This window comes from Bradyrhizobium sp. SZCCHNR1051, assembly GCF_032489615.1.
Classification (GTDB): Bacteria; Pseudomonadota; Alphaproteobacteria; order Rhizobiales; family Xanthobacteraceae; genus Bradyrhizobium.
The window spans coordinates 259413-280724 of the sequence record NZ_JAUEYJ010000004.1; the positions used below are offsets into that span (position 1 = coordinate 259413).

At 67.1% G+C, this 21312-nt stretch carries 20 protein-coding genes; 11 read left to right on the top strand and 9 right to left on the bottom strand.

Annotation, left to right across the window (positions count from 1 at the left end; all coding sequences use genetic code 11):
• Positions 1 to 45: 45 nt before the first annotated feature.
• From QW868_RS06600 to QW868_RS06620, 5 genes are all read right to left on the bottom strand, one after another.
• The gene (locus QW868_RS06600) at positions 46 to 1347 is read right to left on the bottom strand and encodes an MFS transporter (RefSeq protein WP_316230168.1); all 1302 of its coding nucleotides are present in this window, start codon (positions 1345 to 1347) and stop codon (positions 46 to 48) included.
• A gap of 503 nt (positions 1348 to 1850) precedes the next feature.
• Entirely contained in the window at positions 1851 to 2003 is a 153-nt protein-coding gene (locus tag QW868_RS06605) for a hypothetical protein (RefSeq protein WP_315771425.1), read from the bottom strand.
• A gap of 228 nt (positions 2004 to 2231) precedes the next feature.
• A complete protein-coding gene (locus tag QW868_RS06610) occupies positions 2232 to 3044 on the bottom strand; it encodes a class III extradiol ring-cleavage dioxygenase (protein WP_316178623.1) in 813 nt (270 codons plus the stop codon).
• A gap of 214 nt (positions 3045 to 3258) precedes the next feature.
• A complete protein-coding gene (locus QW868_RS06615; protein WP_315811296.1) occupies positions 3259 to 3693 on the bottom strand; it encodes a DoxX family protein in 435 nt (144 codons plus the stop codon).
• A 232-nt stretch (positions 3694 to 3925) separates the two neighbouring features.
• Complete coding sequence (locus QW868_RS06620) at positions 3926 to 4624, bottom strand: outer membrane protein (protein WP_315736843.1); 699 nt, start codon at positions 4622 to 4624, stop codon at positions 3926 to 3928.
• Between the two features lie 354 nt (positions 4625 to 4978).
• Here QW868_RS06620 and QW868_RS06625 point away from each other — a divergent pair, with 354 nt between their 5' ends.
• The 4 genes from QW868_RS06625 (at position 4979) to QW868_RS06640 (ending at position 8611) form a co-directional block, all read left to right on the top strand.
• On the top strand, positions 4979 to 5896 hold the full coding sequence (locus QW868_RS06625; protein WP_316230169.1) for a LysR family transcriptional regulator: 918 nt from the start codon (positions 4979 to 4981) through the stop codon (positions 5894 to 5896).
• Positions 5897 to 5938: 42 nt separating this feature from the next.
• Entirely contained in the window at positions 5939 to 7642 is a 1704-nt protein-coding gene (locus QW868_RS06630; RefSeq protein WP_316230170.1) for a SulP family inorganic anion transporter, read from the top strand.
• Positions 7643 to 7840: 198 nt separating this feature from the next.
• Entirely contained in the window at positions 7841 to 8071 is a 231-nt protein-coding gene (locus QW868_RS06635; protein WP_315811294.1) for a hypothetical protein, read from the top strand.
• 267 nt (positions 8072 to 8338) lie between these two features.
• Complete coding sequence (locus QW868_RS06640) at positions 8339 to 8611, top strand: GCG_CRPN prefix-to-repeats domain-containing protein (RefSeq protein ID WP_315736838.1); 273 nt, start codon at positions 8339 to 8341, stop codon at positions 8609 to 8611.
• A gap of 160 nt (positions 8612 to 8771) precedes the next feature.
• On the opposite strand, the gene QW868_RS06645 is transcribed toward QW868_RS06640, so the two are convergent.
• A complete protein-coding gene (locus tag QW868_RS06645) occupies positions 8772 to 10193 on the bottom strand; it encodes an FAD-binding oxidoreductase (RefSeq protein ID WP_315771420.1) in 1422 nt (473 codons plus the stop codon).
• Between the two features lie 72 nt (positions 10194 to 10265).
• Here QW868_RS06645 and QW868_RS06650 point away from each other — a divergent pair, with 72 nt between their 5' ends.
• Positions 10266 to 10772 (top strand): thioesterase family protein, encoded by a 507-nt coding sequence (locus QW868_RS06650; RefSeq protein WP_315811293.1) that lies wholly within the window; start codon positions 10266 to 10268, stop codon positions 10770 to 10772.
• 16 nt (positions 10773 to 10788) lie between these two features.
• Here the strand turns inward: QW868_RS06650 and QW868_RS06655 are convergent, their stop codons facing one another.
• A complete protein-coding gene (locus QW868_RS06655) occupies positions 10789 to 12327 on the bottom strand; it encodes a helix-turn-helix domain-containing protein (RefSeq protein WP_315811292.1) in 1539 nt (512 codons plus the stop codon).
• A gap of 159 nt (positions 12328 to 12486) precedes the next feature.
• Between QW868_RS06655 and QW868_RS06660 the strand changes: the two genes are divergently transcribed.
• Positions 12487 to 13326, top strand: coding sequence for a class I SAM-dependent methyltransferase (locus QW868_RS06660; RefSeq protein ID WP_316230171.1), 840 nt, complete (start codon positions 12487 to 12489; stop codon positions 13324 to 13326).
• Positions 13327 to 13331: 5 nt separating this feature from the next.
• On the opposite strand, the gene QW868_RS06665 is transcribed toward QW868_RS06660, so the two are convergent.
• Entirely contained in the window at positions 13332 to 14831 is a 1500-nt protein-coding gene (locus QW868_RS06665; RefSeq protein WP_316230172.1) for an amidase, read from the bottom strand.
• 262 nt (positions 14832 to 15093) lie between these two features.
• Here QW868_RS06665 and QW868_RS06670 point away from each other — a divergent pair, with 262 nt between their 5' ends.
• The 4 genes from QW868_RS06670 to QW868_RS06685 all read left to right on the top strand — a co-directional run bounded on the left by QW868_RS06670 (position 15094) and on the right by QW868_RS06685 (position 18162).
• Positions 15094 to 15933 (top strand): roadblock/LC7 domain-containing protein, encoded by an 840-nt coding sequence (locus QW868_RS06670; RefSeq protein ID WP_316230173.1) that lies wholly within the window; start codon positions 15094 to 15096, stop codon positions 15931 to 15933.
• A gap of 60 nt (positions 15934 to 15993) precedes the next feature.
• A complete protein-coding gene (locus QW868_RS06675) occupies positions 15994 to 16755 on the top strand; it encodes an MBL fold metallo-hydrolase (RefSeq protein WP_315736828.1) in 762 nt (253 codons plus the stop codon).
• Between the two features lie 64 nt (positions 16756 to 16819).
• The gene (locus QW868_RS06680; RefSeq protein WP_316230174.1) at positions 16820 to 17521 is read left to right on the top strand and encodes an OmpA family protein; all 702 of its coding nucleotides are present in this window, start codon (positions 16820 to 16822) and stop codon (positions 17519 to 17521) included.
• Positions 17518 to 18162 carry a hypothetical protein gene (locus tag QW868_RS06685; RefSeq protein WP_315736825.1) on the top strand — a complete coding sequence of 215 codons (645 nt, stop codon included), beginning with the start codon at positions 17518 to 17520 and terminating at the stop codon, positions 18160 to 18162. The genes QW868_RS06680 and QW868_RS06685 overlap by 4 nt, the downstream gene beginning before the upstream one ends.
• 83 nt (positions 18163 to 18245) lie before the next feature.
• On the opposite strand, the gene QW868_RS06690 is transcribed toward QW868_RS06685, so the two are convergent.
• A complete protein-coding gene (locus QW868_RS06690) occupies positions 18246 to 18419 on the bottom strand; it encodes a DUF1328 domain-containing protein (RefSeq protein ID WP_006614063.1) in 174 nt (57 codons plus the stop codon).
• Between the two features lie 291 nt (positions 18420 to 18710).
• Here QW868_RS06690 and QW868_RS06695 point away from each other — a divergent pair, with 291 nt between their 5' ends.
• Positions 18711 to 21281, top strand: a complete 2571-nt coding sequence (locus QW868_RS06695) for an ATP-dependent helicase (protein ID WP_316230175.1) — start codon at positions 18711 to 18713, stop codon at positions 21279 to 21281.
• Positions 21282 to 21312 lie beyond the last annotated feature (31 nt).

A 21312-nucleotide genomic window follows, 5' to 3' on the forward strand; every position in this document is an offset into this window, starting at 1 on the left:
TTAGCTCACGGCCGCGCGGCGATGGCAAGTCGGCCGGATCACACATCACGCCGTGGCCCCCGCCGTCCTTAACCTGTGCAATTGGCCGGCGACGAGGCGGACCCTGCGGGGTGCCGCGATCCAGATCGCCGCCGCCGAGACGAAGGCGCCGAGGAAGGCGATCACGAAGCCCGGCGTGTAGCTCAGGGTGTAGTCATAGAGCACGCCTGTCACCCACGGCCCTGCTGCGCCGCCGCACAGCCCGATCAGCATCAGCGTTCCGAAGATGCTGCCGAAATGCGCCCCCTGGAATATTTCCAGCGCGACCGCGCCCATCACCGAGGTCAGGCCGTAGCCCAGCGCGCCCTGCGTCGCCACCATGACGTAGATCAGCACCAGCGACGGCGCGGCCTTGAGCGCGATCAGCGCGGCGAAGCAGATCGCGAAGCCGAGACAGCCTAATCCCCACACCGCCTCGCGCCCCAGGCGATCCGACAGATGGCCGAGCGCGATCTGGCCGGGAATCCCGAGCAGGCTGACGGCCCCGAGCGCCCACACCGCGACGCTCGAGCTGAAGCCGATCTCGAGCAGGTATTTCGTCTGGTGCACCTGCACCGCGTACCAGACGTAGAGCCCGAAGAAATAGCCGAGCGCGAGCCACCAGAACCGGCCCGTGCGCAGCGCGCGCGACAACGTCCAGTCGGTGCCGGCCCAGGCGGCATCGACGACGTTGGAGACCGGCTTGGCCGCATGGGCGAGCGGCGCGGCGTCGCCATCGGGACGCAGGCCGATCTCCTCCGGCTTCTTGCGCAGCAGCAGATTGATCGGCGCCAGCACGACCAGCACGACGATGCCCATCGCGGTGCAGGCCGTGCGCCAGTTGGTCTGCGCGATCATGTGCTGCACCCACGGCAACAGCGTCATCGAGCCGACGCCGACGCCGGCGAAGGCGATGCCGATCGCCAGCCCGCGGCGGCGAATGAACCAGTTCGGCAGGAACAAGGACTGGCCGGAATAGCCAAGGCAGACGCTGCCGGCGCCGACCATCACGCCGATGGTGAGGTACAGATGCCAGGGCTGCGTGGTCAGCGGCGCGAGCAGGAGACCGCCGGCCATCAGCGCGACGCCGAGTTCCATTACGGCCCGCGGGCCGGTGCGATCCATCAGCCGTCCGATCAGCGGACTGACGATTCCGGAGGCAACGAAGCCGAACGAGAACGCGCCGGCGGTGACGCCGCGGTCCCAGCCGAATTCGGCGAGGATCGGCGGATAGAACAGCGAGAACGCCGTGCGTGCATTGACGCCGACGGCCATCGTCACGAAGGTCACGGCGACGATGACCCAGCCATAATAGAACGGCAGGCGCATTGTTGTTTCACTCCCTGGTGCATCCTTCGCATCATCTGCATGCGGAGGGGTCAAGGATTTTCTACGCCGCGCCATCCCGTGTCAGTTACCTCCGAGGTCATGTGTGCGGCGCACAGATTGGAGGCAGCTCCTCTCCGCCGTCATTGCGAGCGCAGCGGCGCAACGAAGCAATCCAGACTCGTGCCGCGGAGAGATTCTGGATTGCTTCGCTGCGCTCGCAATGACGATTGTGGCGATAGCTTGAATCCGTCGATCGAACGCGCATCTATAATTCCGCGGCATGACATGCCCGGGCTGTGCAACGTCCGTTCACCCTCAATCAGGAGGGCGCAGGGAAGGCCGGGCGCTGGCCGCGCCCGTGGCCCGCCTGCTCAAAAAAATGCAGGCGGCAGGTACCACAGGTTTAGCCGAGATCACCCGGCCCTCCCTGCGCGATGGTCTTCACGCTTATATGCAGGCTTCCTGGCGCTCGGCTTGTTGGCCGCCATGCGCGACAACGCGTTTCACGCGTTGCGCGGTGATACCAGCGTCGAGGTATCAGAACCCTGCAACTTCACGTCCGCAAGAGCATCGTTCGTCCGCACATCGAAAAGGACATGCTGCGAGTTCTCGCGGCCACCGCTCCCCGCCTCGCGTGTCGTGACGATCGCGCGCAACGCCCCTCCGCAAGTGAGGCGGGATGCGCGGAAGGATCGCGGTGATTTGCCCGACGACACAAGCGAAATCGCCTGCGACATAGTAACCCGACGGGCAGGCAACGCTCCGCCATCGCTCGTGATTAGTAGAAGACGTCAGCCAATATCGAGATTTCGGGTTCAAGGCGAGCGGCCCTCCCCCCGGAATGACGGCGGCTTGGACATTGCAGAACTAATGAGTTCAGCGGCTCACGCCGCTGCCCTCGCCTCGTCGACGCCATGGAACGCATAGACATCCATGCGCAGCACGCCGTAATTGGCGCTGTTGTGCAGGCGCTCGACGCGCCCGCCCTCGCCGGCCGCGCCCATCGCTGCGAACAGCGGCAGAAAGTGCTCGTCGGTCGGATGGTTGTCGCGCGCATGCGGAGCGAGACGGCGGTAGTCGACGAGATCGTCGACGCGGCCTTCGATCGCGGCGTTGTGCACCCAGTCGGCGAAGTCGACCACCCAGGACGGCGCGGGGTCGTCGATGTCGAGCCGGCGCTTGCGGAATTCGCCGAGATTGTGGGTGAAGCTGCCGCTGCCGATGATCAGCACGCCTTCCTCGCGCAAAGGCGCCAGCGCGCGGCCGAGTTCGAGATGATGCCTTGGACCGCGCTCGGTCTGGATCGAGAGCTGCAGCACCGGAATGTCGGCTTGCGGATACATCAGCAGCAGCGGCACCCAGGCGCCGTGATCGAGGCCGCGCGCGCGGTCGATGCCGACCGGCAGGCCGGCCGCCTGCAACCGCGCCGCCACGGCGTGCGCGAGATCGGGCGCGCCCGGCGCGGGATAGCGCAACTGATAGAGCTCGCGCGGAAAGCCGTAGAAGTCGTAGATGGTCTCGTTGACGGCGACCGCATTGACGGCGGGGATGTCGGTCTCCCAATGCGCCGAGATCACCAGGATCGCCTTCGGCCGCGGCAGACTGCCGCCGAGGCCGACGAGGAAGTCGCGGGCGGCCGAATCCGTGAGCGGCAGCATCGGCGAGCCGTGCGACAGGAAGATGCTGGGCAGGGTCATGTCATGGCTCCTCGTTCTCTAGACGGATGTTCAGCTGCCAACCCAACCCACAGCTGTCGTCCCTGCGAAAGCAGGGACCCATACCGCGTGATCGGCATTTGAGGCAGGCTGCGCGTCGACCAGCGTGCTCAACCCAAGTCCGCTTGTGGTTATGGGTCCCCGCGTTCGCGGGGACGACACTGAGATTGTCGCGGCAGTCAACCAACCATGACGATCAATGCGCGTTGCGCAACTGCCCGCCGGCAAGACCGCTGCGAAGGCTGCCCAGCGCATAGGCGCCGTCGCCGAGCAGGGCCTGGATCACCAGCGTGACGGCCCAGAACGCCGGATACTCCCAGCCGCCCTTCGGATTGTTGAAGAAGAACCCCGCGGAGCCATGGACGGTGAAGATGGCGCCGAGCAGGATCGGCACGGCGGCGAGCGCCACCCAGCGGGTGTAGACGCCGAGGATCAGCGCGATGCCGGCGAGGATCTCGGCCGTGATGACGAGGTAGGCGAGCTCGGGCGGCAGGCCGATGCTGCCGAAGAATTTTGCAGTGCCGGCCGGGCTGAACACGAACAGCTTGAGGCTGGCATGGGCCAGGAACAAGCCACCCAGCGTCAGGCGAAGCAGCAGGGCGGCGTAGGGTGCAGTGCGCGAATCGATCATCTCGGGCTCCTAATGGATAGTGCCGAGACATAGATCATTCCCTGGGAGACGATAATCTGGCCGCCAGGAAAGACAGCTCAAACCATTGAGGTGAGGTGGCAGGCGGTTCGTCGTGGACGTACCGCCTTACGCACCGACGCCACGGCGCCTCGAATGCCGACGCCCCGTTCGTCCACCGTTGCATGACGCCGACATGCCTCCGGAAACCGGGGGCACATGCCGCCGCTCCCGATCAGAACCGGTAGCTCGCGCCAACGCGGATCAGGTGGAGTTCGTTCTTGAAGTCGGCACGGTTGCCGTCGCGATTGAACAGCGTCACGTTGCCGTAGTCGGTGTAGACATATTCACCGCGTCCGACCCAGTTGCTGGTGAAGGCGTATTCGACACCGACGCCTGTCGTGAGGCCGGCCTTCACCTGATCCTCCCACACCACCTGCTCGCCGGCGTTGCGGCCCTTTTGGATATTGTTGGTCAAGTTGGCGATGCCGACACCGAGCGTGCCGAAGACCAGCAAGCGGTCGAACGCATAGCCGGCGCGCGCGCGGACCGAGCCGAACATGCCGTATTTGGCGTAGGACGAATCGTTGTCGAAGATGTCGTTGCTCTGCGACGCGGTGGACCGGCCGAGATCGACCTCGGCGCCGACCACGAAGCGATTGGCGAACTGATAATTGTAGCCGCCATAGAGGCCGAAGGCCACGCCATCAGCGCCCTCCTCGGCATGGCCGTGATTGTTGTTGCGATAGAAGTCGATGGTCCACAGCCCGTGCGCGCCCCCGGCGAATGCGCCGGCATAGAAGCCGGTCCAATTGTAGTACGGGGCATCGTAGACTGCTACGGGCCGCTGGACCCTGAAATCTCCTGCCTGCGCGACCGTGCCGGCAAGCAGGACGCCACAGGCGGCAACAGCAAGAGTGTACACTGCTTTCATCAACCCATCCTCACAAACTCAATACATGTGCAAGCGAGTGCATCCCCAGAAGGCGCTCGCGCGGGGCGGAAACTGAAAACGAAGTCGGGCACCAAGTTGACCCGCTTTGGGTCAGGAAGTGATCAAATGCGGCATTGTTCGGGACTGCACTGTGGCGCGGCAACTGATACCGGCGAGAACCCGAATTTGTTGCGACATCTTTTCACTTGCAGTGCGATGACGCGAAGGCAGCGCGACTGATTCGCGCCATCGTTATGACGGACGCCCACCCCCGCCCCCGTCCGCAAGAGTGATGATTCCCCGCACCTCACGAGTCTGCTAGCGAGACACCTCACACCCGGCGAGTGAGGCTGAATGCTGGACCGTCTGACTGGACTGGAAGTGATGTCGCGGATCGCCAGTTCTGGCAGCCTGTCGGCGGCCGCGCGTGCGCTTGGCATGTCGCCAACGATGGTCACGAAACATCTGGCGGCGCTGGAGGCGCGACTCGGCACGAAGCTGTTTCACCGCACCACGCGCCGGCTGACCATCACCGAGGCCGGTCGGCGATATCTCGATCTCGCCGAGCGCGTGCTCGGCGACTTCGAGGCGGCCGAGAGCGCGATCGCGGCCGACCGGGTCGAGCCGCGCGGCCTGTTGCGGCTCAATGTCCCGCTCGCCTTCGGCACGCGCCAGATCGCGCCGCTGCTCGCAAGCTTCGCCGCGCTCTATCCCGGCGTCAGCGTCGAGCTCGGCCTCAACGACCGGCTCGTCGACCTGATCGAGGAAGGCTGGGATCTCGCGATCCGCATCGGCACGCTCAAGGACTCCAGCCTGGTGGCGCGGCGGCTGGCGCCGTGCCGGATGATGGTCTGCGCGGCGCCGTCCTATCTCGCCGCCCATGGGACGCCGCGCACCACGGCCGATCTCGCCGACCACAACTGCCTCGGCTATACGCTGGCGGCGGCCGGCCCGTCGCGCTGGCGCATGGGCGGCAAGGCGGCCGTCGACGTCACCGTGAGCGGCAATCTGCGCGCCAACAATGGCGATGCGCTGCTCGCCGCCGCCCTGGCCGGGCAAGGCGTGATCTACCAGCCGACCTTCATCGTCGGCGACGAGATCCGCGCAGGACGGCTGGTGCCGCTGACGCTCGACGTGCCGCCATCGGACCTGCTGGCGGTGCATGCCGTCTACCTGCCGGATCGCACGCCATCGGCCAAGGTGCGCGCCTTCATCGACCACCTCGCCGCGGCGTTCGCGCCCGAGCCACCTTGGGATCGCGATCTTGCGTGAGCGGACGAACAGCTCGGCCGCGATGCACTCGGAGACATCGACATGATCGAGCAACCACGCCACGACGGCAATCATCATTGGCCGATGCTCCGCTCCCTGCGAGGCTGGCGGATCAGCGCCCTGCCCGCCGATCTCGCCGCCGGGCTGACGCTGGCGGCGATCGCGATTCCCGAGCAGATGGCGACCGCCAAGCTCGGCGGCTTCACGCCCGAGACCGGCTTCTTCGCCTTCATGGCGGGATCCCTGGGGTTCGCGCTGTTCGGCGCCAACCGCTTCCTGTCCTGCGGCGCCGATTCCACGATCACGCCGATCTTCGCCGGCGGCCTGGCGCTGCTCGCGACCAGCGGCACGCCCGAATACGGCAGCCTGGCCGCGGCGCTGGCGCTGCTGGTCGGGGTCATGCTGGTGCTGGCCGGCGGCTTCAGGCTCGGCGGCATCGCCAACGTGCTGTCGGTGCCGGTCACCGTGGGCTTCCTGGCCGGCATTGCCGTGCACATCATCGTCTCGCAATTGCCGGGCGTGCTCGGCCTGCCGTCACCGAGCGGGCCAACGCTGGCGCGGATCGCCACCTTGGCGGGCGAACTCGGCAAGGCCAACGCGTACACGATGCTCATCGGCTTCGGCGTGCTCGCGACCATCACGGTCTGCGAGCGGATCAGCGCCCGCATACCCGGCGCGCTGATCGCGCTCGCGGCCTCGACCTTGTTCGTGGTGTCGGCCGGGCTGAAGGGGGGCGGCGTGCCCGTCATCGGCGAGATCGCCGGCACGGTGCCGATGCCGTCCGTGCCGCTGATCGGACCGGAACAATGGGCGAAGCTGATCCCGCTCGCCTTCCTGATCGCGGTTGTGGTGATGGTGCAGACGTCGGCGACGACGCGCTCGTTCCCTTCCGATCCCGATGGTTCCGCCGATGTCGACCGCGACTTCCTCGGCGCCGGTGCCGGCAGCCTGCTCGCCGGATTGTTCGGCGCGTTTCCGGTCAATGCCAGTCCGCCGCGCACCGGCATCGTGGTCGAGACCGGCGGCCGGTCGCAGGTCGCGGGCCTGCTCGCCGCCGCGATCGTGCTGCTGCTCGTGCTGTTCGGAGCTCGGCTGCTTGCGAATGTGCCGGAAGCGGCGCTCGGCGGCGTGCTGCTGTTCGTCGCGCTACGCATCATCCGCGTCGCGCAGATCACAAGCGTCTATCGCGCGTCCAAGGGCGAGTTCCTGCTCATCCTGGCGACCGCGGTGGCGATCGTCGCGCTGCCAATCGAGCAGGGCGTCGCGCTCGGCATTGCGCTGTCGCTGCTGCACGGCATCTGGAGCACGACACGCGCCCACCTCATCGCCTTCCAGCGCGTGCCGGACACGACGATCTGGTGGCCGGCGCATCCGCAGATCAAGGGCGAGGATCTGTCCGACATCGCCGTGGTCGGCTTCCAGGCCCCGCTCAGCTTCCTCAATGCAGCGACGTTCCGCGCCGACATGCAGCGCCTGCTGCGCAGCCGCAAGCCGCGGCTGGTGGTGTTCGAGGCCAGCGCCATCGTCGAGATCGATTTCACCGCCGCGCAGACTCTGCGCGACGTGATCCATATCTGCAACGAGACCGGTATCGTGTTCGCGGTGGCGCGGCTGGAGTCGCTGCGGGCCCAGGAAGCCTTCGAACGGTTCGGCCTGTACGATGTGCTGCCGCGGGATCGCGTGTTCCACAGCGTCGATCACGCGCTGCGGAAGCTGCGCAGCAGTGCCTCGGATGTGCACGCTTGAGGGAATGGCGGCACGAGCGCCGCCGTGGTCGACGACGACTCCGGGGCAAGCGGACGCTTGCGCTCTGCGCAGTGACCTCGTGATACAAACCGTTACACGTTGCGGCGACGGTCGACATATGCCCGCTAAATTCATCGGCGAGACAACCGCCTCACGAGGCCCGGCGCGTCGGCCGCGGCGAGAGAGGAATCATCGATCATGCACAAGCTGCTTCCGCTGCTGTTGATAGTCATCTCCAGCACCGCCGCCCAGGCTCAGGACAGGAGCGCCATGCGCCAGGCCTGCGGCGACGATGTGCGTACGCTCTGTACTGGAATCATGCCGGGCGGCCGCCGCATCAAGCAATGCATGATCGAGAAGTTCGACAAGCTCTCCGACGGCTGCAGGACGGCGCTGAAGGACGCAAAGGCGCAGCAAGGCGGCAAATGATGCCGCCTGCGACGAAAGCCAGCAGGACGCGTCGCTGATCGTTCATGTTCCTTGCAGCGAATGTCTGCTAGAACACCGCACGACGGCGACCAAACTGCAGCGATGCGCCACATGATCAGCAGAGCTGCATCGCGCGATCGGTGTCATGGAGATCTCTGTGGTACCAGGAAGAGGTTTCGCGGCGTCGAGAAAATTGCGAAACCAAAACCTGTCCGACGACGTCTAAGGACTACACTGCTTCGAAACCAACGAGAGGACCGCACTGCAATGCGCAATCTGTTCACCTCCGCCCTGCTCGCCGCGACCGTCATGTTGGGCGCGTCGGCCGCGCAGGCCTTCACGCTGCCGGCTCAGCCGGCTGCTCCGGACAGCAATGTCGAGCGCGTCGCCGGCGGCTGCGGTCCCGGCTGGTTCCCGGACCGCTGGGGCCGTTGCCGGCCCGCCCCGCGCGTCTACCGCCCCTATGGCTATGGCGGCTTCGGCCCGCGCACCTGCTGGGTGCGGCCGACCCCGTGGGGACCGCGCCGCGTCTGCCGTTGATCTGAACGGAAACAAAATGCCGCCGCGTGTCGAACGCGGCGGCATTTTCTATTTGGCGAATCGTCACGCGATCCGACATCTCCCCGCATGGAGGGAGATGTCAGCAGCGGCCCTGCGCGCCGGACCCAAATCCGAAACTCAGCTCGGCTTGGATTGCCAATCAGCGCGCCGGGATGATCTTGCCGGGATTGAAGATGTTCTGCGGATCGAGCGCCTGCTTCACCGCGCGCATCGCATCGAGCGCTTCCGGGCCGAGCTCGGACTCGAGATATTTCTGCTTGCCCTGGCCGATGCCATGCTCGCCGGTGCAGGTGCCGTCCATGGCCTGCGCGCGCTCGACGAGGCGATGCATGAACTCGTCGCCGCGCGCCATCTCATCGGCATCGTCGACATCGCACATCAAGGAGCAGTGGAAATTGCCGTCGCCGACATGGCCGACGATCGGCGAGGTCAGCTTGAGACGCGCGAGATCCTCCTCGGTCTCGGTGACGCAATCGGCGAGCCGCGAGATCGGCACGCAGACATCGGTCGCGACCACGCCGACGCCGGGCCGGATCGCCTTCACCGACCAATAGGCGTCGTGACGCGCCTGCCAGAGCTTGGTGCGGTCCTCGGGCTTGGTGGTCCAGGCGAAGTCGCCGCCGCCGCACTCGCGCGCGATCTCGGCGAAGTTCTTCGACTGCTCGGCGACCTCGGCCGCGCTGCCGTGGAATTCGAGCAGCAGCAGCGGCGTCTCCGGCAAGGTCAGCTTGGAATAGGCGTTGCACGCCCTGACCTGCGCGGCGTTGAGCAGCTCGATGCGCGCCATCGGAATGCCGGTCTGGATCGCGAGGATCGTCGCCTGGCAGGCGCCGCGCACGGTCTCGAACGAGCACGACGCCGCGGCGATGGTCTCGGGAATGCCGCGCAGGCGGATGGTCATCTCGCAGATGATGCCGAGCGTGCCCTCGGCGCCGATGAACAGGTGCGTCAAATCGTAGCCGGCGGCGGACTTCTTGGCGCGGGTGCCGGTCTTGATGATCTCGCCATCGCCGCGCACGACCTTCAGCGCCAGCACGTTCTCGCGGATGGTGCCGTAGCGCACGGCATTGGTGCCGGAAGCCCGCGTCGAGGCCATGCCGCCAAGGGACGCGTCGGCGCCGGGATCGATCGGAAAGAACAGGCCCTGATCGCGAAGATATTCGTTCAAGGTCTTGCGGGTGATGCCGGGCTGGATCACGCAGTCGAGGTCCTCGGCATGCACCTCCAGCACCTTGTTCATGTCGCGCATGTCGATGCAGATGCCACCGGCCGGCGCATTGACCTGGCCCTCCAGCGAGGTGCCGGTGCCGAACGGAATGATCGGCACGCCCTTTGGCGCGCAGATGCGGACGACGTCCTGGATGTCGGCGGTCTCCTGCGCCAGCACCACGCCATCCGGCGGCTGCGTCGGCAGCCAGGTCGTGGTATGGCCATGCTGCTCGCGCACGGCCTGCGAGGTGATAAGCCTGTTGCCGAAGCGGGCCGCGAGCGCGTCGAGCGCACTTTTCAGCGCCTCCGGCGCGGGCCGCTTCAAATCGTGATGGGGGATCGTCGTCGCCACTGCTTCCTCCGAAAGTTGGGCGGACCGTGACAAAGGACGATCAAGGGGTCAAGGGAGCAAACGGAAGAGCCGATGAGCGATAATGCAGTGCCCGCAGCGCAAGGCGCCGGACCGTTTCTGTCACAGGTCATGCAGATCGAGCCGCAATGGATCGACTACAACGGCCACCTCAACATGGCCTACTACAACGTGATGTTCGACCGCGCCATCGACCAGATCTGGGCCGAGCTCGGCATCGGTCCCGCCTACATGAAGGAGCGCCAGGGCTCGACCTTCACCGCCGAATGCCACGTGCGGTACCTGCGCGAGATCCATCTCGGCGATCCCGTCCAGATCGCGGTCTGGCTGATCGCCGCCGACGAGAAGCGGCTGCACACCTTCGAGGAGCTGCGCCATGCCGAGGAAGGCTGGGTCTCCGCCACCTCGGAGAACATGTCGGTGCACATCGACATGACCAAGCGCAAGGTCGCACCGTTTCCGCCGGACATCCAGGCCAACATCGCCCGCGTGCTGCAGGCGCATGCCACGCTGCCGCGGCCCGACGGGCTCGGCCGCACCATCGGCATGCCGAAGAGATGACGGTGACCGGCCGCCGCTACGCCGGCAGGCCGGCGTCGGACAATCCCTCGAATACCCGGGCCGAATAGGCGTCCGGCAGCGGCGGCATGCCGCGCTGGACCTCGGCCAGGGTCAGGTCCGGATAGCCGGCACGCAGCGCCTGCAGGCTGCGCAGGGCTTCCGGCCGCTCACCCGCCAGCACGTGGGACGGGCACATGGTCCGGTGCACCCACAGCGACGACGGATGCTCGCGCAGGCCGCGCTGCTGCCAGCGCGCCGCCTCCGCGTAGGTGCCGGCGGCGAAATGCGCGCAGCCGATTCCAATGAGGGCGTTGAAGGCGAGCGGGTCCTGCGGCGCGAGATCCAGCGCAATCCGAAAGCGCTCGATCGCCGACGCGGCATCGCCGCGATAGACATCGAGCCAGCCGCTGCGGCTCCAGGCCCAGGCGGCACCGCCATCCAGCGCGAGCGCCCGGCCCACCACCTGCTCGGCCTCGGCGAGCTCATCCAGCAAGGTGAGCGCATTGCCGAGCACGCACAGCACGGTCGCATCCGCAAGCTCAGTCGGCACGCGCTGCGCCAGGGCGCGACCAAGCTGCCGATCCTGCCCGGGCGCGGTGCCGAAATGATAGACCGCGCGCTGGCCGTAGGCCCAGGCCGCGAGCGCCGTGGCCAGGGCATGACGGGGATCGCGGGCGATGGCCTGATGCAGCAGCTCGAGCGCACTGCGGTTGCCGTCGGCGTCGAGCGACAGCACGCCGGGCATGGCGCGCAGCGCGAGATCCTGCGCGGTCAGATCCTCATCCGGTTTGCGCAGCGCCCGATCGATCTCGGCGCGGCGCAGGCTTTGCAGCAGCGATGCCGCCACGCGGGCGGCCAACCGTTCGTGACTGTCGGCCTCCCACCGCAGCATGACCTCGCCGCGATGCGCCCATATCAGCCCGCCGCTGTCCTGGTCGATCAGCTGCAGCAGCAGCCGGGACGCGCCATCCCGACCGTGGAGCGACGCGTTCATGCGGTAGCGCGCCGCGCGCGGCTGGGTCGTCACGGCAAATCCGGCGCGGGTCAGCGCCAGCGTGAGCTCGGCCGCGAGGTCGTCCGCCAGCTCGCGCACGCTCGGATCGGTGGCGGTCATGGCGAAGGCGATGGTCGGCCGGTCGCGTACCGGCGCAATGGTGGTGCGCGACGCGGCGAGCTGCGCCATCAAGACCGCCTGCCGCCTCAGGGTTTCCGACGGCGTCTCGCCGTGGCAGCGACGATAGCCGGCGGCGAAGCGGCCGTAATGCGGGAAGCCGCAGCGCAGAGCGACGTCCATCACCTTCTCGCCGGCGCGCCCCTGCAGAAACTCGACACGGGCGCGCGCGTAGCCGAGCTCCTGCCGGACCATTTGCGGCGACCGGCCGATCGACCTGACGAACTGGCGCTGCAAGGTCCGTCCGGAAACGCCGGCAATCTTCGCCAGATCGGCCAGCGTCCAGCGCCGCCCGAGGTCGTCATGCATCGCTTCGAGCGCGCGGCGTACGCTGCGTGGCAAAGGCTGCCGCGCCGCCAGGGGAACCTGATCTCCGTCCATCATGCGACGACGTCCAATTGCCTATGGGTCATCGGCGGCGCTCGAAAAGTTCACGATCCGGATGGCCGTGTCGCGATCTGGATAGCGCTGCCCGAGGCCTGCCGCGTACGTCTCCACACATCAGCGCGCGCAACAGCGCTGCATTCTCCGGAGGAGACCATCATGACCGCATCAGCTGCAATTCAGGCCGGCGTGACCGCAGAGCCGGATTTCACCGCGCTCAAGGCACGCCAGCACAGCGCGTGGTCGTCCGGCGACTACGCCATCGTCGGCAACACGCTGCAGATCGTCGGCGAGGAACTCTGCGAGGCGCTTGACATCCGCGCCGGCCAGAAGGTGCTCGACGTGGCCGCCGGCAACGGCAACGTCACATTGGCTGCGGCGCGGCGCTGGTGCAACGTCGTCTCGACCGACTACGTGCCTGCCCTGCTCGACCGCGGTCGCCAGCGTACCGCCGCCGACGGCCTGTCCGTGCAGTTCCAGGAGGCCGATGCCGAGGCGCTTCCGTTCGGCGATGGCACGTTCGACGTGGTGGTCTCGACATTCGGCGTGATGTTCACGCCCCGGCAGGAGCGCGCCGCCGCCGAGCTCATCCGGGTGTGCCGCAGCGGCGGCAAGATCGGCCTGGCCAATTGGACCCCCGACGGCTTCATCGGCCAGTTGTTCAAGACGCTCGGAAAATATCTGCCACCGCCCGCCGGCGCCAAATCGCCGGCGCTGTGGGGCACCGAGGCACGCATCCGAGAGATGTTCGCCGATGCCGCCGACATTCGCTGCCATCGGCGTCATTTCGCGATGCGCTACCGCTCGCCTGAGCATTTCGTCGACGTGTTCAAGACCTACTATGGTCCGGTGCTCAAGGCGTTCGCTACGCTTGATGGCGACCGCCAGGCCGATCTCAAGCGCGACATGCTGGCGCTGATCGGGACGCTCAATCGCGCCGAGGACGGCACGATGGTGGTGCCGTCGGAGTATCTCGAAGTGGTCATCATCAAACGCTGAGATCGTCAGCTCTGCACCACCCAGTCGGGCAAGCGGTCGAACCAGGGCTGCACCTGCTCGAGCTGGCGGGCGAGCTGCAACAGCCTTGTCTCGTCGCCGAGCCGGCCCGTGAACTGCACGCCGAGCGGCAGGCCGTCGGCGGTCCAGTGCAGCGGCACGCTCATCGCCGGCGTGCCCGTGAGATTGGCGAGCTGCGTGAACGGGACGTATTGCAGGCTGTCGCGGGCGATCTTGTCGATCATGCCGTCGAGCACGCCCCAGCGCGTCAACAGCCCGAGCAGGCCGATGCGGTCGAGCATGTCGAGCAAGGTCTGCTCGGCGGTCGAGGGATCGCCCTGGCCGTGCCGGATCGGCGGATGCGCGAGCGTCGGCGTCAACAGCAGATCGTAGCGCAGATGGAAGCGGGCAAGCGCGCGCGCGAAGCCGTTCCATTTGAGCAGCTGCGTGGTGAGCGCGCCCGCCGAGATCGCGCCGCCGAGCGTCGACAGCACCCGCGTCAGCAGCTCGAACTCCTCGCGCTTCGCGCCCTTGCCGCGCGCATCGGCCACCAGCGCCGCGACCTGGCCGAAATAGATGTGCAGGAACGAGGTCGCGAGCGCGGCGCCGTCGATGTCAGGGGTGGCCTCCTCGACCTCGTGACCGAGGCCCTGCAGCAGCTTCACCGCGTTGTCGACCGCGAGCTTCGCTTCGGCGTGCACCTCCGTGCCGATCGGCGACGCCGTCGTGTAGCCGATGCGCAGGCGGCCGGGATCGTGGGCAACCGCGTTGGCGTAAACCACGCCGGGCTCGGCGGTGAGAAAAGGATCGCCCGGCTCACTGCCCGCGATGACGTCGAGCGCGAGCGCGGTGTCGCGCACGCTGCGCGAGAGCACGCCTTCACAGGAGGCGCCGAACCAGTACTCGCCGAAGCCCGGGCCCGACGAGACCAGGCCGCGCGACGGCTTCAGCCCGAACAGGCCACAGCAGGCGGCGGGAATGCGGATCGAACCGCCGCCGTCATTGCCGGCGGCCATCGGCACGACGCCCGAAGCGACCGCCGCCGCAGCGCCGCCGCTGGAGCCGCCCGGCGTATGTGCGGGATTCCAGGGGTTGCTGACGCGGCCGAAGGCGCGGGAGTCGCTGACGCCCTTCAGCGCGAGCTCCGGCAGGTTGGTCTTGCCGAAGATCACGAGGCCGGCTTCGAGATACCGTCTGACGACCGAGGCATGCTCGCCGGCGACGAAACCGGACAGCGCCTTGCTGCCATAGGCCGTCGGAAGGCCCGCATAGTCCTGGGCGCAGTCCTTGATCAGGAACGGCACGCCCGTGAGCGGGCCGTTGGCAGGCTTGGCGAGCTGCGCACGGGCCTCGCGCTCCATCAGCCTGCAGACGGCGTTGGTCCTCGGCTGGGCCAGCTCGTGCTGCGCCAGTGCGAGCTGCAGCAGCTCCGCCGCATTGGTCTCGCCGCCCTTCACCGCGGCCGCAAGCGCCGTCGCATCGCGCCGCACATAGTCCCGGACGTTCACATTGCCCTCCCCCGTACTGCAATTCGCCGCCGTCATCGTAGCTGATTCTGGTTGCAACAGAGGCGCAGTTGCGCCGAACGCGGCATCAATCGGGCGCAACGGTGGCAATCGTGGCGGCACGATGGTCGACCCCGGTCGACCTGACGGCCGGATTGCGCAGCTTGGTCCCGAATCTAGTTAATTTGATTCAGATCATTCGTCGCGTCTCTTGTGCCGACCTAACCTTACGCATCGTTAGTTGCGTAGAGTTGACGAGAGAGCGATGGGACGCCTCGCAAGCCTGCTGAGCCGAGCGCACGGTCCGCATGAGGATGCGGCAGCCGTTCCCGTGACCACCGCCGACTACTTCATCCTGCTGTCGCGCGCGATGGAGAGCCTGCCGGATTCCTCCCCCGAGCGCCGCGCCGAAGTCTACCAGTCGGCACGCCAGGCACTGGTGACCCAGTTGCAGGCGATGGATCCGCCGGTCTCGCGCTCACGCATCAAGGCCGAGCAGCGCGCGCTCGACGATGCGGTTGATACGATCGAAACGCGCGCGCTGACGGCGCCGGACGGCAGTCCAGAACAAACGACGACGCTGGTCCCGGACGACCCGCTGCATCCCTCCTCCATTACTGCACACCCCGACATTCCGACCGCTTCCGTTTCAACAGCTCAAGATGACACCCAGGATCCCGCCATGGCTCAAAGTCAGTTTCATTCCAAGTTTGCCCCGCGCGCCGTCGAGGAGAAGCCGATGTCACGACTCGATGAAATCAACCGGGTGCTGCGCAAGCTGCAGAGCGACTCGTTCGGGGTCGAGGCCTGCGCGCTGATCTCGGAGGACGGGCTGATGATCGCGAGCGTGCTCGCGGCCGACATGGAGGAGACGCGGGTCGCCGGCATGACCGCGACCTTGCTGTCGCTCGGCGGCCGCGCCGCCATGGAGCTCGGCCGCAGCCATCTGCAGGAGGTCATCATCCGCGGCGAGTCCGGCTATGCCGTGCTGGTCAGCGCCGGCCGCGGCGCGCTGCTGCTCGCGCTCACCAACGAGAACAGCAAGCTCGGGCTCACCTTCTTCGACATGCGCGAAGCCGTCCGGTCGCTGCAGAAGGTGCTGTAGCGCACCGTCGTCCAATGAGCCGGCGCGCGGCGACGACGCGGCGCCGACGGGAGTAGTTTCATGGCCAATACCGTCCTCTATGACGACGGCGTTCACAAGAACATCCTGCTGGAGGATTTCGGCGCCGGCGATCTCGCGGTGCAGGCAAACCAGCATCTCATCATCCACGACCGCGTCGGCATGCTGCTCGATCCTGGCGGCCACAAGGTCTATTCCAGGGTGCTCAGCGAGACCTTCAGCCAGCTCTCGGGCGGGCGGCTGAAATATCTGTTTCTGTCGCACCAGGACCCCGACATCGTCGCGGCGATCAATGGCTGGCTGATGACGACCGATGCCGACGCCTACATCTCCGAGCTATGGACCCGCTTCGTGCCGCATTTCGGCTTCGACCACATCGTCGCCCACCGGCTGAAGCCGATTCCCGACGAGGGCATGGTGTTCGATCTCGCAGGCAGCAGGCTCTACGCGCTGCCGGCGCACTTCCTGCACAGCGAGGGCAATTTCCAGCTCTACGATCCGATCTCGAAGATCCTCTACAGCGGCGACCTCGGCGCCTCGATCGGCGTCGACTACACCGTCGTGCGTGACTTCAAGGCGCATACGCGCTTCATGGAAGGCTTTCACCGGCGCTACATGGTCTCCAACCGCGTCATGAAGGCGTGGGCGCAGATGGTCAGCACGCTCGACATCGAGATCATCGCCCCGCAGCACGGCGCGCTGTTTCCGGATGCGACGATGTCGCGCCAGTTCATCGCGTGGTGCGCAGGGCTCGAATGCGGCATCGACCTGATCACGCCGAAATTCAAGGTGCCCGTGGGCTGACATGCTGGCGCCTTCCCCGAACTCCGTTCCGCCGTCGCCCGCAATGCGCGTCGATGCGTGCGCCGTGGCCGGCGAGGAGGCGCCGGTCTGGCTCGCCGCGGCCTTCGCCATCGCCGGCACCCTGATCGCCGTCATGTCCGCAGCGCTCTGGCAGCAAGGCACCGCCACGCCGCCGACCGCGACGGCCGCAATGCCGGTGACGGCCGTGCCGCAGGGCGACGACCGCGTTGCCGACGCGGCGCCCAAGCAACGGGAGGCGCGGATCGTCGAACCGGCGCCGATCATCGCGCCGCCGACGCCGCCCGCAATCGCTCCCGTCGTGATCGCGCCACCAACTCCGCCGATCGCCCCGGCAGCGCCCCCGGAGCCCCAGGGCACGACGAAGCCCCCCGCCGAGTGCTTCGCCCCGCTAGCGGTCGGCTTCGAGCGCGGCAGCGCGCGACCGAACCCTGCCGACATGAAGCGGTCGCTGGCGATCCTGCAACGCGCGCTCGCGCGCCACGGTGAGGCGACCATCATCATCGAGGGCCATACCGACGCCAGCGGCACCGAGGATCTGAACGTGCTGCTGAGCTATTCGCGCGCCAAGGAGATCGCGGCCCAGTTGAAGCGCGAGGGGCTCTCCGCGCAGCGGATGTCGGTGCGCGCGGCCGGCGCCGGCGAGGCGCGCGGCAATGCCCAGGCGGTCGCGGGCGACCGCAAGGCCGTGCTGCGCATTGCGGGCGTCGACGATTGCAGTCAACTCACAGCGACGAAGCGACCATGACGATCTATGCCATCGTGAGCGGCCTCGGCGCCGCCATTCTGCTGCTCACCTCGGGCTATTTGTTCGGCGCCCGCCAGGGCGCGCTGTCCCGCGAGCTGTTGCGGCGGCAGGTGCAAATACAGGCGGCCAGCCTCGACCAGTTGCAAGAGCAGAGCAGCCACGACGCCATCGAGCGGGAGACCAGCCTGCGCAGCGCGATCGAGGATGTGCTGGCGCCGCTGGTCGAGCGTGAGCGTATCTCGCTGGATCTGGCGCAGCTCGCGAGCCGGCCCGGCCGGCGCCGCGAGCTGGTGCCGCTGCTCGACCGCATCGCCGAAGTCGGCCGCTTCCAGACCGTGCTGCTCACCAACGAGGAAGGCCTGCCGCTTGCGGCCAATACGACTGCCCACCGCACCGAGCAGCTTGCGGCAGCGGCGACGCGGCTTGCGCTGGTGGCGGAGAAGATCGCCGACGAGACCCACATCGCGCCGTTGTCGGTGATGCTGCGCGACGCCTCCGAGGCGACGACGCTGTGCCGGATCTTCCGCGTGCAGGACCAGACGCTCACTCTGACCGCGCTCTCCAACGATGCGCGCCTCGCCTCCGTTGCGCTCGATCCCGCGCTCGCCAAGGTGCAGGTCGCGCTGACTGCGCCGGCCTGACACCTCCCCAGAACGCAAAGGGCGCAGCACCTCTTGCGAGGCACTGCGCCCTTCGCCGACCTCATTGTCAGGGATGAGGCCGACTACACGCGGCTGCGGCCGCGGGCGAGGCCCACGACGGCCGAAACCAGAAACAGCACGATGGCGATGAAGAAGATGATCTTGGCGATCTCGATCGACGCACCAGCGATGCCGCCGAAGCCGAGGATGCCGGCGATCAATGCGATAACCAGGAAGGTGACAACCCAGCCTAACATGACACGACCTCTGTCTCTCGATTGCGGTTCAAAGCGACGCGGAGCTTGCGCCGTTGCCAGGACAATCGTGGCTCGGAACAAAGGTTCCGGGCGCGCGGGCCGCTAAAAATTCGCGATTGGCCGGAACAAACGCCCATGGAGGCTGGAGCGGCGTCCGTCTGCCCCGATTTAGGGCTGTAAAACGCCCCCGCCGGCCCCATATAGCCGTCAATCCCTGCTATGAGGGCTCCTTCCTGCAGACCTCGTGATGCCGTCGTATGATGCCATCAGAGGGACGAGACTGATTCGCTGATGACCGAGCCCAACCGCGTGAGCCCTTTTCCTGCGCCCGACCACCAGCCCGTCGCCGGCGGCATCGCCGCGCGCGCCCGCGCCGCCGCGACCGGTGGGGCGCGCTATCTGGCCGGCCTCAATCCGGAGCAGCGCGAGGCGGTCGAAACGCTCGATGGCCCGGTGCTCGTGCTCGCCGGCGCAGGCACCGGCAAGACCCGTGTGCTGACCACGCGCATCGCGCATATCCTGAGCCAAGGCCGCGCCCGGCCGAGCGAGATCCTGTCGGTGACCTTCACCAACAAGGCCGCACGCGAGATGAAGACGCGGCTTGCCGAGATGCTCGGACAGGCGGTCGAGGGCATGCCCTGGCTCGGCACCTTCCACTCGATCTCCGGCCGCATCCTGCGCAGCCATGCCGAGCTGGTGCAGCTCAAGTCCAATTTCACCGTGCTCGACGTCGACGACCAGATCCGTCTGCTGAAACAGTTGCTGCAGGCCGAGAACGTCGACGACAAGCGCTGGCCGGCGCGCATGCTGGCCGGCCTGATCGACGGCTGGAAGAACCGCGGCCTGGCGCCATCCCAGGTGCCCTCGGGCGAGGCCGCCGTGTTCGCCAATGGCAAGGGCGGCAAGCTCTATGCGAGCTATCAGGAACGGCTGAAGATCCTCAACGCCGCCGATTTCGGCGACCTGCTGCTGGAGAGCATCCGGCTGTTCCGCGAGAACCCGGACGTGCTGCGGCAGTACCAGAGTCGGTTCAAGTTCATCTTGGTCGACGAGTATCAGGACACCAACGTCGCGCAATATCTGTGGCTGCGGCTGCTGTCGCAGGCGCCGTCGTCCTCTGGTTCGTCATTGCCGGGCTCGACCCGGCAATCCATCGCGTCTTCGGAAGAAGATGGATCACCGGGTCACGACGCTGCGCGTCGGCCCGGTGATGACGAGACGGGTGTTGCTGCGCCCAGCCCCGCGTCTCCTCCCAAAAACATTTGCTGCGTCGGCGACGACGATCAGTCGATCTATGGCTGGCGCGGCGCCGAGGTCGACAACATCCTGCGCTTCGAGCACGACTTCCCCGGCGCCAAGGTCATTCGCCTGGAGCGCAACTACCGCTCCACGGGGCACATCCTCGCCGCCGCCTCGCACCTGATCACGCACAACGAAGGCCGGCTCGGCAAGACCTTGCACACCGAGGACGTCGAGGGCGAGAAGGTCACCGTCACTGGCGCCTGGGATTCCGAGGAGGAAGCGCGCGGCATCGGCGAGGAGATCGAGGAGCTGCAGCGCAAGGGCGAGCATCTCAACGATATCGCGATCCTGGTGCGCGCCTCCTACCAGATGCGCGAGTTCGAGGACCGCTTCGTCACGCTCGGCCTGCCCTATCGCGTCATCGGCGGCCCGCGCTTCTACGAGCGCGCCGAGATCCGCGATGCGCTGGCTTACTTGCGCGTCATCAACTCGCCGGCCGACGATCTCGCCTTCGAGCGCATCGTCAACGTGCCGAAGCGCGGGCTCGGCGACGCCACCGTGCAGATGCTGCACGACCACGCGCGCAAGCGCCGCATCCCGCTGTTCGAGGCGGCGCGCGCGGTGGTCGAGACCGACGAGCTGAAGCCGAAGGCACGCGGCTCGCTGCGCGGGCTGATCCTGCAGTTCGAGCGCTGGCGCGCCCAGCGGGAGGTCACGTCGCACACCGAGCTCGCCGAGATCGTGCTCGACGAGAGCGGCTACACCGAGATGTGGCAGAAGGACCGCTCGGCCGATGCGGCCGGGCGGCTGGACAACCTCAAGGAGCTCGTCCGCTCGATGGAGGAGTTCGAGAACCTGCACGGCTTCCTCGAGCACATCTCGCTGGTGATGGACCGCGAGGGCGCCGCCGACGAGGAAGCGGTGTCGCTGATGACCTTGCACTCGGCGAAGGGGCTGGAATTCGACAACGTGTTCCTGCCGGGCTGGGAGGAAGGGCTGTTCCCGAGCCAGCGTACGCTCGACGAGCAGGGCCGCGCCGGGCTGGAAGAGGAGCGCCGCCTCGCCCATGTCGGCCTGACCCGCGCGCGGCGTCGGGCAAAAATCTATTTCGCCACCAACCGCCGCATCCACGGCACCTGGACCACCACGATCCCGTCGCGCTTTCTCGACGAGCTGCCCGCGGCGAGCGTCGAGATCACCGAATCGAAGGGGGGCTCGGGCTGGGGCGGTGCGGGCGGCTACGGCCCGTCGCGCTTCGACAACGTGGAATCGTTCGGATCGAGCTATTCCACGCCGGGCTGGCAGCGCGCGCAGGCACGTCGGCCGGGCGCAGCGCGCGGTTCGTCGGAGGGCGGCTTCAAGGAAGAACCATCGCCGTTCTCAGGCCGTGATCCGTTCGGCGGTCATTTCGGCCGCGGCAAGCGCGGACCGATGACCATCGAGGGCGAGCTGGTGGCGAAATCCACCGGCACGACGTCGGAATTCACGCTCGACGACCGCGTCTTCCATCAGAAGTTCGGCTATGGCCGCGTCGTCAAGATCGACGGCAACAAGCTGACCATCGCCTTCGACAAGGCCGGCGAGAAGCACGTCGTCGACAGCTTCGTCCAGCGGGCGTGATCTGGCGCGACGGCCGCGCCGCCGGGCGGCC